12 protein-coding genes are annotated in these 12,095 nt (G+C 73.2%); 8 read left to right on the forward strand and 4 right to left on the reverse strand.

What is annotated here, in order from left to right; translation table 11 throughout:
- Window position 1: 1 nt before the first annotated feature.
- From OO63_RS08485 to OO63_RS08515, 7 genes are read left to right on the forward strand one after another with little or no spacing between them, the layout of a single operon-like run.
- Window positions 2-1,027 carry an NAD-dependent epimerase/dehydratase family protein gene (locus OO63_RS08485; RefSeq protein WP_031192264.1) on the forward strand — a complete coding sequence of 342 codons (1,026 nt, stop codon included), beginning with the start codon at window positions 2-4 and terminating at the stop codon, window positions 1,025-1,027.
- The gene (locus OO63_RS08490) at window positions 1,024-2,298 is read left to right on the forward strand and encodes a DUF4910 domain-containing protein (RefSeq protein WP_031192265.1); all 1,275 of its coding nucleotides are present in this window, start codon (window positions 1,024-1,026) and stop codon (window positions 2,296-2,298) included. Before OO63_RS08485 ends, OO63_RS08490 begins: the two co-directional genes overlap by 4 nt.
- A complete protein-coding gene (locus OO63_RS08495) occupies window positions 2,295-3,578 on the forward strand; it encodes an MATE family efflux transporter (RefSeq protein WP_031192266.1) in 1,284 nt (427 codons plus the stop codon). Before OO63_RS08490 ends, OO63_RS08495 begins: the two co-directional genes overlap by 4 nt.
- Window positions 3,575-4,522, forward strand: coding sequence for a glycosyltransferase family 2 protein (locus OO63_RS08500; RefSeq protein ID WP_031192267.1), 948 nt, complete (start codon window positions 3,575-3,577; stop codon window positions 4,520-4,522). Before OO63_RS08495 ends, OO63_RS08500 begins: the two co-directional genes overlap by 4 nt.
- On the forward strand, window positions 4,519-5,757 hold the full coding sequence (locus OO63_RS08505) for a polysaccharide pyruvyl transferase family protein (protein ID WP_031192268.1): 1,239 nt from the start codon (window positions 4,519-4,521) through the stop codon (window positions 5,755-5,757). The genes OO63_RS08500 and OO63_RS08505 overlap by 4 nt, the downstream gene beginning before the upstream one ends.
- Complete coding sequence (gene rfbC, locus OO63_RS08510) at window positions 5,754-6,305, forward strand: dTDP-4-dehydrorhamnose 3,5-epimerase (RefSeq protein ID WP_031192269.1); 552 nt, start codon at window positions 5,754-5,756, stop codon at window positions 6,303-6,305. The genes OO63_RS08505 and rfbC overlap by 4 nt, the downstream gene beginning before the upstream one ends.
- Window positions 6,306-6,312: 7 nt before the next feature.
- Complete coding sequence (locus OO63_RS08515) at window positions 6,313-7,638, forward strand: glutamate-1-semialdehyde 2,1-aminomutase (protein WP_031192270.1); 1,326 nt, start codon at window positions 6,313-6,315, stop codon at window positions 7,636-7,638.
- A 7-nt stretch (window positions 7,639-7,645) separates the two neighbouring features.
- Here the strand turns inward: OO63_RS08515 and OO63_RS08520 are convergent, their stop codons facing one another.
- The 4 genes from OO63_RS08520 to OO63_RS08535 form a co-directional block, all read right to left on the reverse strand.
- A complete protein-coding gene (locus OO63_RS08520) occupies window positions 7,646-8,335 on the reverse strand; it encodes a phosphatase PAP2 family protein (protein WP_031192271.1) in 690 nt (229 codons plus the stop codon).
- A gap of 116 nt (window positions 8,336-8,451) precedes the next feature.
- A complete protein-coding gene (locus tag OO63_RS08525) occupies window positions 8,452-8,886 on the reverse strand; it encodes a VOC family protein (RefSeq protein ID WP_030363819.1) in 435 nt (144 codons plus the stop codon).
- Window positions 8,887-8,978: 92 nt separating this feature from the next.
- Window positions 8,979-9,863, reverse strand: coding sequence for an NAD(P)H-binding protein (locus tag OO63_RS08530; protein ID WP_031192272.1), 885 nt, complete (start codon window positions 9,861-9,863; stop codon window positions 8,979-8,981).
- Window positions 9,864-9,978: 115 nt separating this feature from the next.
- The gene (locus OO63_RS08535) at window positions 9,979-11,025 is read right to left on the reverse strand and encodes a YncE family protein (protein WP_031192273.1); all 1,047 of its coding nucleotides are present in this window, start codon (window positions 11,023-11,025) and stop codon (window positions 9,979-9,981) included.
- Window positions 11,026-11,173: 148 nt separating this feature from the next.
- On the opposite strand from OO63_RS08535, the gene OO63_RS08540 reads away from it, so the two are divergent.
- Window positions 11,174-12,094 (forward strand): LysR family transcriptional regulator, encoded by a 921-nt coding sequence (locus OO63_RS08540; protein WP_031192274.1) that lies wholly within the window; start codon window positions 11,174-11,176, stop codon window positions 12,092-12,094.
- The last annotated feature ends 1 nt before the right edge of the window (window position 12,095 follow it).

The following is a 12,095-nucleotide window of genomic DNA, read 5'->3' on the forward strand; positions in this document are numbered from 1 at the left end:
CATGCGCGTACTGCTGACCGGGCACCAGGGCTACCTGGGCACCGTCATGGCCCCGGTCCTTGAGGCCGCCGGGCACGAGGTCGTCGGCCTCGACTCCGGCCTGTTCGCCGACTGCGTCCTCGGCCCGGCCCCCGCGGACCCGCCGAGCCCCGGGGTGGACCTGCGCGACGTCACGGCCGAGCACGTGGCCGGGGTGGACGCCGTGATCCACCTGGCCGCGCTGTCCAACGACCCGCTGGGCTCCCTCGCCCCGGAGCTCACCTACGACATCAACCACCACGCGTCCGTACGCCTGGCCCGGCTGGCCCGCGAGGCCGGGGTGCGGCGCTTCCTGTACGCGTCCACCTGCTCGGTCTACGGCGCCGCGGGCGGCGACGAGCTGGTGGCCGAGGACGCCCCGCTGCGCCCGGTCACGCCGTACGCGGAGTCCAAGGTGCGCGTCGAGGACGACCTGCACGCCCTGGCCGACGGCGACTTCAGCCCCGTGTACATGCGCAACGCCACCGCCTTCGGCTACTCGCCCCGGCTCCGCGCCGACATCGTCCTGAACAACCTGGTGGGCCACGCGCTCCTGTCCGGCGAGGTCCTGGTGATGTCCGACGGCACCCCGTGGCGCCCGCTCGTGCACGCCGCCGACATCGCCCGGGCCTTCACGGCGGCGCTCGGCGCGCCCCGCGAGGCGGTGCACGACCGGGCCTTCAACATCGGCAGCGAGGTCAACAACGTCACGGTCGCCGAGATCGCCGAGCAGGTCGCCGAGGCGGTGTCCGGCTCGAAGGTGGTGATCACCGGGGAGACCGGCGCCGACCCGCGGTCCTACCGCGTGGACTTCTCCCGGTTCCGGGACGCGATCCCCGGCTTCGACTGCGAGTGGACGGTGAAGCGGGGCGCGCTCGAACTCGCCGACGCCTACCATAAGTTCGGTCTCACCCGGGAGGACTTCGAGCGGCGCTTCACCCGTCTCGCCGTGCTGCGCGCGGCGTCCGAGGCGGGGGCCGTCGACGACACCCTGCGGTGGAGCCGATGACGTCGGCGGGCGCGCAGATGCACGCTCTGGTGGAGCGGCTCTATCCGCTGTGCCGGAGCATCACCGGCGACGGTGTGCGCGCCACCCTGGACATCGTCGGCGAGTACGTGCCGCTCCAGACGCACGAGGTGCCGACCGGGACGCAGGTCCTCGACTGGACCGTGCCGCAGGAGTGGAACATCCGCGACGCGTACATCGCCGACGGCGACGGCAACCGGGTCGTCGACTTCCAGGCGTCCAGCCTGCACGTGCTCGGCTACAGCGTGCCGGTGGCGCGGACGATGCCGCTGTCCGAGCTGCGCGCACACCTGCACACCCTGCCCGACCAGCCGGACCTGGTGCCGTATCGCACCAGCTACTACAAGCCGGAGTGGGGCTTCTGCCTGGCCCAGGACACCCTGGACGCGCTGCCCGACGGCGACTACGAGGTGTGCGTCGACTCCACGCTCGCGGACGGTCACCTCACCTACGCCGAGCACGTGGTCCCCGGGCAGGTCCCGGACGAGGTGATCGTCTCCTGCCACGTCTGCCACCCGTCGCTGGCCAACGACAACCTGGCCGGCGTCGCGGTGGCGACGTTCCTGGCGCGGGCGCTCGCGGAGGAGACGCCGTACTACACCTACCGGTTCGTCTACGCGCCCGGCACCATCGGGGCGATCACCTGGCTGGCCCGCAACCAGGAGCGGATCGACCAGGTCAAGCACGGGCTCGTGCTGGCCTGCGCGGGCGATGCGGGGCAGCTGACGTACAAGCAGAGCAGGCGCGGCGACGCGGAGATCGACCGGGTCCTGCGGCACGTCCTTTCCGCCTCCGAACGGCCGCACCGCGTCACCGAGTTCACTCCGTACGGCTACGACGAGCGGCAGTACTGCTCGCCCGGGTTCAACCTCGGCGTGGGCTCGCTCAGCAGGACCCCGTACGCGGGCTACCCCGAGTACCACACCTCGGCGGACAACCCGGACTTCGTCTCCCCGGAGGCGATGGCGGACACCCTCGCCGTCTGCCGCGAGGCGTTCGCCGTCCTGGACCGCAACCGGCGGTACGTCAACCTCAGCCCGTATGGCGAACCGCAGCTGGGACGGCGGGGGTTGTACGAGTCCCTCGGCGGGCGCAGCGACGCGCAGCAGGCGCAGATGGCCATGCTGTGGGTGCTCAGCCTCTCCGACGGCGAGCACAGTCTGCTCGACGTCGCGGAGCGGGCGGGCCTGCCGTTCGACACCGTCGTCGTCGCGGCCGACGCCCTCGGCACCGCCGGACTGATCAAGGCATGACACCGATGACCACCGAGAAGGAGAAGCGGACCGCCAAGCGGGCCATGGCGGGCCGCCTTTCCTGGGGCCTGGCCGACCAGGCGGTCTGCAGCATGACCAACTTCGCGGTGGGGATCTATGTGGCCCGCTCGCTCGGGCTGACCGCGTTCGGCGTGTTCAGCCTGGCCTGGGTGACGTACGGCGTGGTGCTCAGTGTCTCCCGTGGCCTTGCCACCGACCCGCTGGTGGTGCGCTTCAGCGGCGTGCCGGACGCGTCCTGGCGGGCGGCGGCGGCCCGGTCGTCCGGTACCGCGCTCTGCGTCGGCGGTGGCATCGGCCTGGTGTGCCTGGTGGTCGGCCTCGGCCTCGGCGGCCGGGTGGGGCCCGCGTTCGCCGCCCTCGGCGTGGTGCTGCCGGGGCTGCTTCTGCAGGACGCCTGGCGGTACTCGTTCTTCGCCGCGGGCACCGGGAAGAAGGCCTGCGTCAACGACCTCCTGGGTGCCCTCGCGCTGGTCCCGGCCCTGCTGATGGCCGCGCGCGTGGGCAGCGTGGAGGCCTTCGTCCTCGCCTGGGGCGCGGCGGCCGCGGTGGCCGCCGGGTACGGCTGCTTCCAGTCCGGCATCCGGCCGCGGCCGGACCGGGCGCGCGCGTGGCTGCGTGAGCAACGCGACCTCGGCTCCCGCTACCTGGTCGAGAACGTCGGCGTCAGCGGGGCGTCCCAGCTGCGGGCGTACGGGCTCGGCGCGATCGTCGGGGTCGGCGCGGTCGGCGTCGTCAGGGGCGCCGAGCTGCTGCTCGGGCCGTTCCTGGCCCTGCTGATGGGGCTCTCGCTCGTCACGGTCCCCGAAGCGGCACGGGTGCTGCGGCAGGCCCCGCACCGCCTGGCCAGGTTCTGCCTCCTGCTGTCCGGCGGCCTCGCCGCCGCCGCGCTGCTCTGGGGCGTGGCGCTGCTCCTGGTGCCCGACCGGGCGGGCGAACTCGCGCTCGGCGACGTCTGGGGCTCCGCGTCCGACCTCATCGTGCCCGCCGTGCTCGGGGTCGCGGGCTCCGGCCTCGGCATCGGCGCCGCGGCCGGGCTGCGCGCCCTCGCCGCCGCCCGGCGCAGCCTGCGCGCCCAACTGTTCGCCTCCGCCGCCTACGTCGGCGGCGGGCTCGGCGGGGCGGCCGCGGGCGGCGCGGTCGGCTCGGCCTGGGGCGTCGCCGCGGCGACCCTCTGCAGCTCCGCCGTCTGGTGGCTGCAGCTGCGCTCCGCGCTGCGCGAGCACCACCGCAATCCCATCCCCGAAGTGAGGACTTCATGACCGCCCAACCCCGGCTGAGCATCGGCCTGCCCGTGTACAACGGCGAGGAGTACCTCGCCGAGGCGCTCGACGCCCTGCTCGGCCAGACCTACGAGGACTTCGAGCTGGTCATCTCCGACAACGCCTCGACCGACGGGACCCAGGACATCTGCCGCCGGTACGCCGAGAAGGACCCGCGCATCCGCTACCTGCGCCTGACCCGGAACATCGGCGCCGCCCCGAACCACAATTACGTGTTCACGCAGTGCCGCGGCGAGCTGTTCAAGTGGGCGTCGCACGACGACCTGTACGCCCGGGACCTGCTGCGGCGCTGTGTGCAGGCGCTCGACGAGCGTCCCGACGTGATCCTCGCGCACGCCGACCAGGCGGTCATCGACGAGGAGGGGCGGGTGAAGGTCCCCTACGCGTACACGCTCGCCACCGACTCGCCGCGCGCGCCGGAGCGCTTCCGCAGCATGCTGTTCGAGCCCGGCGGCGACGACTTCTACGGCGTGATGCGGGCCGACGTCCTGCGCCGCGTGAAGCCGCACGACAGCTACCACCACGCGGACCGCACGTTCGTCGCCGAGATCGGCCTGCACGGAGCGTTCCACCAGGTGCCGGAGCTGATGTACTTCCGCCGCGACCACCCCACCCGCGCCGAGCGGGCGAACCCCTCCAAGCGCTCCCGTTGCGTCAACCTGGACCCGCGCCGCGCGGGCCCGCTGCACCCGACGCCCCGGCTGCTCGCCGAGTACGTGTGGGGCTTCGTCTCGGCGATCCGGCGGGCGCCGCTGTCCTCGGCCGACCGGCGCGCCTGCTACCGCCACCTGGCCGCGTGGGCGACCAGCAGGGCCAGGCCGGGCGCGGGCGAGCGGGTCGAGGACCGCGCGCCGGTCGACCCGGCCCGGCTCACGGTGTCCGTCGACGCCGTCGTCGCGGGACGCGAGGGGCGGAAGGCGTGAGACCGGTTCCCCACACCCCCGTGCGCGTCGGGGTGTTCGGCCTGCTCGGCTCCGGCAACCTCGGCAACGACGGGTCGCTCGAAGCCGTCCTCGGCCATCTCCGCGCCGACCACCCGGAGGCCGTCGTGGACGCGCTGTGCGGCGGACCCGAGGTCGTCGCGGCCCGGTACGGGATCCCCGCGACGCGGCTGCACTGGTACCGCGGGGAGTACCGCACCGCCTCGCGGGCCGGGGCGATCGCGGGGAAGGGCGTCGGCAAACTCGTCGACGTCTTCCGCACCGCCGCCTGGGTGCGCCGGCACGATGTGGTGATCGTGCCGGGCATGGGCGTCCTGGAGGCCACGCTGCCGCTGCGGCCCTGGGGCTTCCCGTACTCGCTGTTCCTGCTCTGCGCGTCCGGGCGGCTGCTCCGCACGCGGGTCGCGCTGGTCGGTGTCGGCGCCGCCGCGATCGGCGACCGGCCGACCCGGGCCCTGGTGCGCTGGTCGGCACGGCTCGCCGCGTACCGGTCCTACCGGGACGCCCCGTCCCGCGACGCGATGCGGGAGATGGGCGTGGACACCGCGCGCGACGAGGTCTACCCGGACCTCGCGTTCGCCCTGCCGACGCCGTCGGCCAGCGCGCCGTCGACTTCGTCCGGCGGCGGCCCGGTGTGCGTCGGCGTCATGGACTTCCACGGCGGCAACGACGACCGCGCCCGGGCCGAGGAGATCCACCGGCGCTACCTCGACGGGACAACGCGCTTCGTCCGTGCGCTGGTCGAGGACGGCAGGCCCGTCCGTCTCGTCACCGGCGACGAGTGCGACGCCACCGTGGTCGCCGCGATCCTCGACGCGGTGGACTCGCCGCTGGTCACCGCGGCCAAGGCGGCCTCGCTCGCCGACCTCATGAAGGAGATGGCGGCCGCCGACACCGTGGTGGCGACCCGCTACCACAACCTGGTCTGCGCGCTGAAGGTCGGCGTGCCGACGCTCGCGCTCAGCTACGCGGCCAAGAGCGACACGCTCATGGCGGAGCGGGGGCTCGGCGCGTACTGCCACCCGGCCCGCGAGGTCGACGCCGACCGGCTCCTCGAACAGTTCCGGGACCTGGAGCGACGATCGGCGGAGCTGCGGCGGACTCTCGCCGAGCGCAACCGGGCCGCCGCCGAGCGCCTCCAGCACCAGTTCACCGCCCTGGCCACAGCCCTGTTCCCGGCGGCCGCCCACGCCCACGCACTGCGGGAGACACCATGAAAGCGACCGAAGTCCCGTCGATCACCGGCGCGTACCTCTTCGAGCCGACGCCGTACGCCGACGAGCGCGGCTTCTTCTGCCGCACCTTCGACGCCGACGTGGTGCGCTCCGTGGGCCTGGACCCGGACGCCTTCCTCCAGGACAGCCTGTCCCGCTCGGTCCGTGGCGTGCTGCGCGGCCTGCACCTGCGCTCCGGCGAGGGCGAGGCCAAGCTCGTGCGGTGCTCGTACGGGAAGGTCTTCGACGTCGTCGTCGACCTGCGGCCGAACTCACCGACGTACCGCAACGTGGCCACCTTCGAACTGTCCGGCGACACCCAGGTGTCCCTGTACATCCCGGCGGGGTGCGCGCACGGCTTCCAGGCGCTGACCGAGACCGCCGACACCTCGTACCGGATCGACCGGCCGCACGATCCCACGGAGGACGTGACGATCGCGTTCGACGACCCGGAGCTGGCCGTGCCCTGGCCGCTGCCGGTCACATCGACATCCCAGCGGGACCGTGAGGCACCGAGCCTCGCCGAGGTCCTGAAGCGAATGGAAGGGTGAAGTCCGCTTGGACACCGAAGAGTTCCGACTGCCCCGGTCACGGCAGGCGAACGAGCGGCTGCACGCCCTGGTCCCCGGCGGCGCGCACACGTACGCCAAGGGCGACGACCAGTACCCCGAGGGCCTGGCGCCGGTCATCAGCCACGGCCAGGGCGCCCATGTGTGGGACGTCGACGGCAACCGCTACATCGAGTACGGCTCGGGACTGCGGTCCGTCAGCCTCGGCCACGCCCACCCCCGTGTGCTCGAAGCGGTGCGGCGCGAGCTCGACCGCGGCAGCAACTTCGTGCGGCCCTCCCTCGTGGAGGTCGAGGCCGCGGAGCGCTTCCTGGCCACCGTGCCGACCGCCGAGATGGTGAAGTTCGCGAAGAACGGCTCCGACGCCACCACCGCGGCGGTGCGCCTCGCACGCGCCGTCACCGGGCGCCCGCGGGTCGCCCTCTGCGGCGACCATCCGTTCTTCTCCGTCGACGACTGGTTCATCGGTACGACGCCGATGTCCGCGGGCGTTCCGGCGGAGACCAACGAGCTGACCGTGACGTTCCCGTACGGGGACCTGGCCGCCACGGAGGAGCTCCTGACCCGGTACCGGGACGAGGTGGCCTGCCTCGTCCTCGAACCGGCCTCCCACACCGAGCCGGCGCCGGGGTATCTCGCCGGACTGCGCGAACTGGCCGACCGGCACGGGTGCGTCCTGGTCTTCGACGAGATGATCACCGGCTTCCGCTGGTCGGAGGCGGGCGCGCAGGGCCTGTACGGCGTCGTGCCCGACCTCTCCACGTTCGGCAAGGCGCTGGGCAACGGGTTCGCGGTCTCCGCGCTCGCCGGACGCCGCGAGCTGATGGAGCGGGGCGGCCTCCGTCACTCCGGCGAGCAGGTGTTCCTGCTGTCCACCACGCACGGCGCGGAGACGCACTCCCTGGCCGCGGCGATGGCCGTGCAGACCGTCTACGTCGAGGAGGGCGTCACCGCGCGCCTGCACGCCCTCGGCGAGCGGCTGGCCGCCGGTGTCCGTGACGCGGCGGCCGCCATGGGCGTCGCCGACCACGTCGTCGTCCGGGGCCGGGCCAGCAATCTGGTCTTCGCCACCCTCGACGCGCAACGGCGGCCGTCGCAGGAGTACCGCACCCTGTTCCTGCGCCGTCTCCTCGCGGGCGGTGTCCTCGCCCCGTCGTTCGTGGTGAGCAGCGCGCTCGACGACGCCGACATCGACCACACCGTCGACGTGGTGGCCCAGGCGTGTGCGGTGTACCGCAAGGCGCTCGACGCCGGGGATCCCACCCCCTGGCTGGGCGGACGGCCGGTGAAGCCGGTGTTCCGCCGCCTGGCGTGAGGGGGCGTCAGCCGCGCGCCCGCTGATCGGCGTCGGCCGGCCGGTCCTCCAGTCGGCCGGCCGCCCGGTCGACCAGCCACGCGGTCGCGGGTACCACCACCAGCGCGGTGCACCAGCCGCCGAGGACGTCGGTCGGGTAGTGCGCCACCAGGGCGACCTGCGCCCAGCCCATGGCGGCGCCCGCGCCCAGCGCCGCGCCCAGCACGAGGACCGTGCCGGTCGTCCCGCCGAGGCCGCGCAGGCCGGTCGCGAGCAGCGCGAGAGCGAGGGCGAGCGCGGTGAGGAAGCCGGTGTGCCCGCTCGGGTAGGACAGGTTGTCGGCGCCGTGGATGGTGCGTCCCACCAGGTGCTTGAGCAGCGTCGTGGTCACCACGGTCAGGCCGGGGCCGACCACGACGAGCACCGCCGCGCGCGGGTGGCGAAGGAGCAGACAGCCCGTCACGGCGGCCACGACCAGGAGCGCCGCCCCGGCGGGCTCTCCCCAGAAGTCGATGGCAAGACCGACGTTCCGCCACGGCGACCGGACGCTGTCCGCCGTGGGATCGATGATCCACCGGTCCACCGCACCGGACTCGCCGTGCCCGGCGTACAGGACCCCGATCGTGGCGACCACCAGCGCGGCCAGGGCCGCGACCAGACCGAGCCACGGGCGCAGAGACGGGGGCAGCACCGCGGGTCCCGACCGGTGGGCAGTCATCAAACAGCGCCTTCCTGTTCTGCTCGGGTCCCTCGGCTTCCCTCTGGTTCCCGTCTGCTCCAGGCGCTCTCGGAGACTGCCCGGCCCGTCCGAACAACCTTACGTTCGGCGGGCGGTCAGTCGAGGCAGAACTCGTTGCCCTCGACGTCCTGCATCACGATGCACGACTCGTTCTCCTCATCGGCGGGCAGCAGGCGCACGCGCACCGCCCCGAGCGCGACCAGGCGCGCGCACTCCGCCTCCAGGGTGGCCAGGCGCTCCTCCCCCACGAGCCCGGTGCCCGCCCGCACGTCGAGGTGCACCCGGTTCTTGGCGACCTTGCCCTCGGGGACGCGCTGGAAGTACAGGCGCGGGCCGACGCCCGACGGGTCGCTGCAGGCGAACCAGGAATCCCGCTGCTCCGGGGGCAGGGACTGGTGGTAGTCGTCCCACGTCGTGAAGCCCTCCGGAGGCTTCGGTGCGACGTACCCCAGCACCTCGCACCAGAAGCGGGCGACGCGCTCGGGTTCGGCGCAGTCGAAGGTCACTTGGATCTTCCTGATCGTTGACATCGGCGCACCATAGCAAGGGGTCCACGGCGACCCGCTGCCGGTGTCCGTCGCGCCCTGCGGCACCTGGTACGCCCATGCCCGGGCGCGGTCGTTCAGTTGGACAGGGCGGGCCTCAGCACCTCCTCGCACCACTGCCGGAACGTGGTCGGGGTGGTGGACTCCGTGGTGCGCGGCTCGGCGTTGTCGAGGCCGCGGTTCTTGGCCTCGAACATGTCCACCATGCCTTGCGCCATCGCGTCGGTCATGCCGATGCCGGTCATGCGTGCCTTGAGGGCCGGGCCCGGGACCTGCCGGTAGTGGATCTCCCTGCCGATCACCTCGGAGATGATCCGCGCCATGTCGGTGGGCGACAGGTCCTCGGGGCCGAGAACGGCGACCTGCCCGGAGCCGTGCCAGGTGTCGTCGCGCAGCAGCCTCGACGCGGTCGCGGCGATGTCGCGGGTCGCCACCATGGGGGCCTTCAGGTCCGGGTCGATCATCATGAAGAACGCGTCCTGCTCGTTGATCGAGCCGACGTGGTGCAGCAGGTTGTGCATGAACGACGGGCAGGCCACGGCCCGGAAGGCGACGCCCGAGGCGGCGATCAGGTCGCACATCGCCAGGGAGGACGTGACCAGGCCCGCGTCGTCCCCGTGCGGCGTGCCGCGGCCGAGCGCGGTGATGGCCACCACTCGCCGCACACCATGGCGGGCGAACGCCTCGGTGGCGGGGCGGGTGAAGTCGACGTAGACGGTCTCGGCGCTGGGCGCGTCCCCGTCGTCCGGCGCGAGCCAGAAGACCGCGTCGGCGCCCGCGCACGCCCGGTCGATGACATCGGCGTCGCCGTGCGAGCCCTCGATCACCTCGACGCGTGCACGCACCTCGGGGGCGAGCCGCGAGGGGTCACGGGCGACGAGGCGCAGCGGCGCCCCGCGGTCGAGCAGGTCGTCGACGAGCTGACGGCCGATGGTGCTGGTGGGGGCGGTGATGACGATCATGGTGGGGCCTTTCCGGGTTCTTGGGTGTGGGTGCGGGTGCGGGGCACGGCTCGGGACGCCGTCCAGGGTGGGGCGGGGTGCGCCAGATGGGGCGCGGGCGGGCGCGGGACGTGGCTCACTCCCGCGGGACGTACGCCAGGCCGTGCGCGCCCGATTCGCCGAGCGCCCGGTGCCGCAGCCGCGTCAGGGGCCGCAGGGTCTCCAGGTCGACGATCTCGACGGTGGACGAGGCGTAGCAGGCCACGTACGCGATCCGGCCGTCGGGCGACGAGGTGATGGTCAGCGGGACGAGCCCCACCTCGACGTCGCCGAGCCGCTTGTGGGTGTCGGCGGCGAAGACCGTGAGGCGGCCGGGCGCCATGCGGCCGGCTCCGGTGGCCGGGTCGGGCTCCGTGCCCACCTCGCCCGCGAGGAGCTTGCCCGTCGGGGTGAGGTGGAGGGGCATGGCGGCGTTGTCCAGGGGGAGGGTGTCGGCGACGGCCCTCGTCGCGGTGTCGATCACCCTGATTCCAGGGGGAGTCGCGCCCGCCGCCGCGAAGGAGCCACCGTGCGGCGCGGCGACGAAGGCGTACCTGCCGTCGGCCGAGACGGCGACTCCTTCGCTGCCCGGCACCTCGACCCGTCCGGCGAGGCACTGCCGTTCGAGGTCGAGGACCGAGACGTACGGTGCCTCCTTGTTGGCGACGTACGCCGTCCTCCCGGCCGCGTCGACGGCCAGCCAGTGCGAGCCGGGGGCGTCGGTGCCGATCCTGCCGAGGGGGCGGCGGGTCCGGGTGTCGATGACGACGACGCCGCCGGGGCGGTCCGCCGAGCCCTCCACCGTGACGTACAGGCGGCCGCGCTCCGCGTCCAGCGCGAGGCCGTGCGGGGCGTGTTCGGGGGCGAGGTCGACGACCTCGACGACGCCGCGGGTGTCGGGGTCGATGACGGTGAGCTGGGTCCTGCGGCCGGTGTTCGCGTGGTAGAAGCCCGAGTGGTACGTCATCGTGCACCACAGCAGTCGGTGCGTCGGGTCGAAGCACAACTCGTGTGGCTGGGCGAGGGTTTCGACCGATCCGAGGTACCGGTCGGACGCGGCGTCGAAGAACGACACCGAAGGACCGCTCTGGCAGACCACGGCCAGCACGTCGCCTTCGCGACCGGCCCGTGGGGACTCCTGCATGACTGACTCCTTGCACAACGTGCTCGTCGGGTGGCCCGCGTTCTCGTGGGCCTGCGTCCACCCTTCCGGCGACACGGGCTGCCCAGCAATGCAAGAATCAGCATTCAATTATTGATGCATACGCAAAGATGCAGCTCAGGAGCTGTCCATGGATCTCAATCTGTTGCGCGTCCTGGACGCCCTGCTCCAGGAGAACAGCGTGACGCGCGCCGCCGAGCGCCTCGGCACGTCCCCCGCGGCCACCAGCCGCGCCCTGGCCCGGCTGCGTCGCGCCGTCGGCGATCCGCTCCTGGTCCGGGCGGGGCAGGGCCTGGTGCCCACGCCCAGGGCCGTCGAACTCCGCGACGAGGTGGGCGCGTTGCTGCGGGGCTGCGACGACGTGCTGCGGCCGGGTGCCGGGTTCGAGGCCGTCCACCTGCAGCGCACCTTCACCGTGCAGGCCACCGACCTGCTCCTGGCGGGACTCGCCGGCCCCCTGACCGAGCGGATCCGTGCCGAGGCGCCGGAGGTGGACGTGGTCTTCCTGCCCGAGGCCCTGGAGGGCGGACCCGCGCTGCGTGAGGGCGCGGTGGACGTCGAGCTCGGCGTCCTCGGGGACCTGGATCCGGAGATCCGCACCCAGAGCCTCGTGCAGCGGCCCCTGGTGGGGGTCGCCCGCGGCGGTCACCCCCTGTTCCGGAAGCGGATCGACGCCCGTCGTTTCGCCGCCGCCGACCACATCGGCATCTCCCGGCACGGCAAGCGCCTCGGCCCCATCGACCACGCCCTGGCGGAACGCGGCCTGCGACGCCGTGTCGCGGTCGTCGTCCCCAGCCACACGAGCGCCATGCTCCTCGCCCGGGACACCGACCTCGTCGCCCTCACCCTGACCGGCTGCCTCCCCGGCCCGACCGCCGCCCTGGGGCTGCGGACCTTCCCCCTCCCCCTCGACCTGCCCCCCATCGACCTCGGGATGGCCTGGCACCCCCGCAACTCCGCCGATCCTGGGCACCGTTGGTTCCGCGAGCACGTGGCGGCGGCCGTCCAGGGAGTGTCCTGCCCGGATCGTGGCCGTACAAAGGGGAGTTGAC

It is taken from the genome of Streptomyces alboflavus, from assembly GCF_000716675.1.
Classification (GTDB): Bacteria; Actinomycetota; Actinomycetes; order Streptomycetales; family Streptomycetaceae; genus Streptomyces; species Streptomyces alboflavus.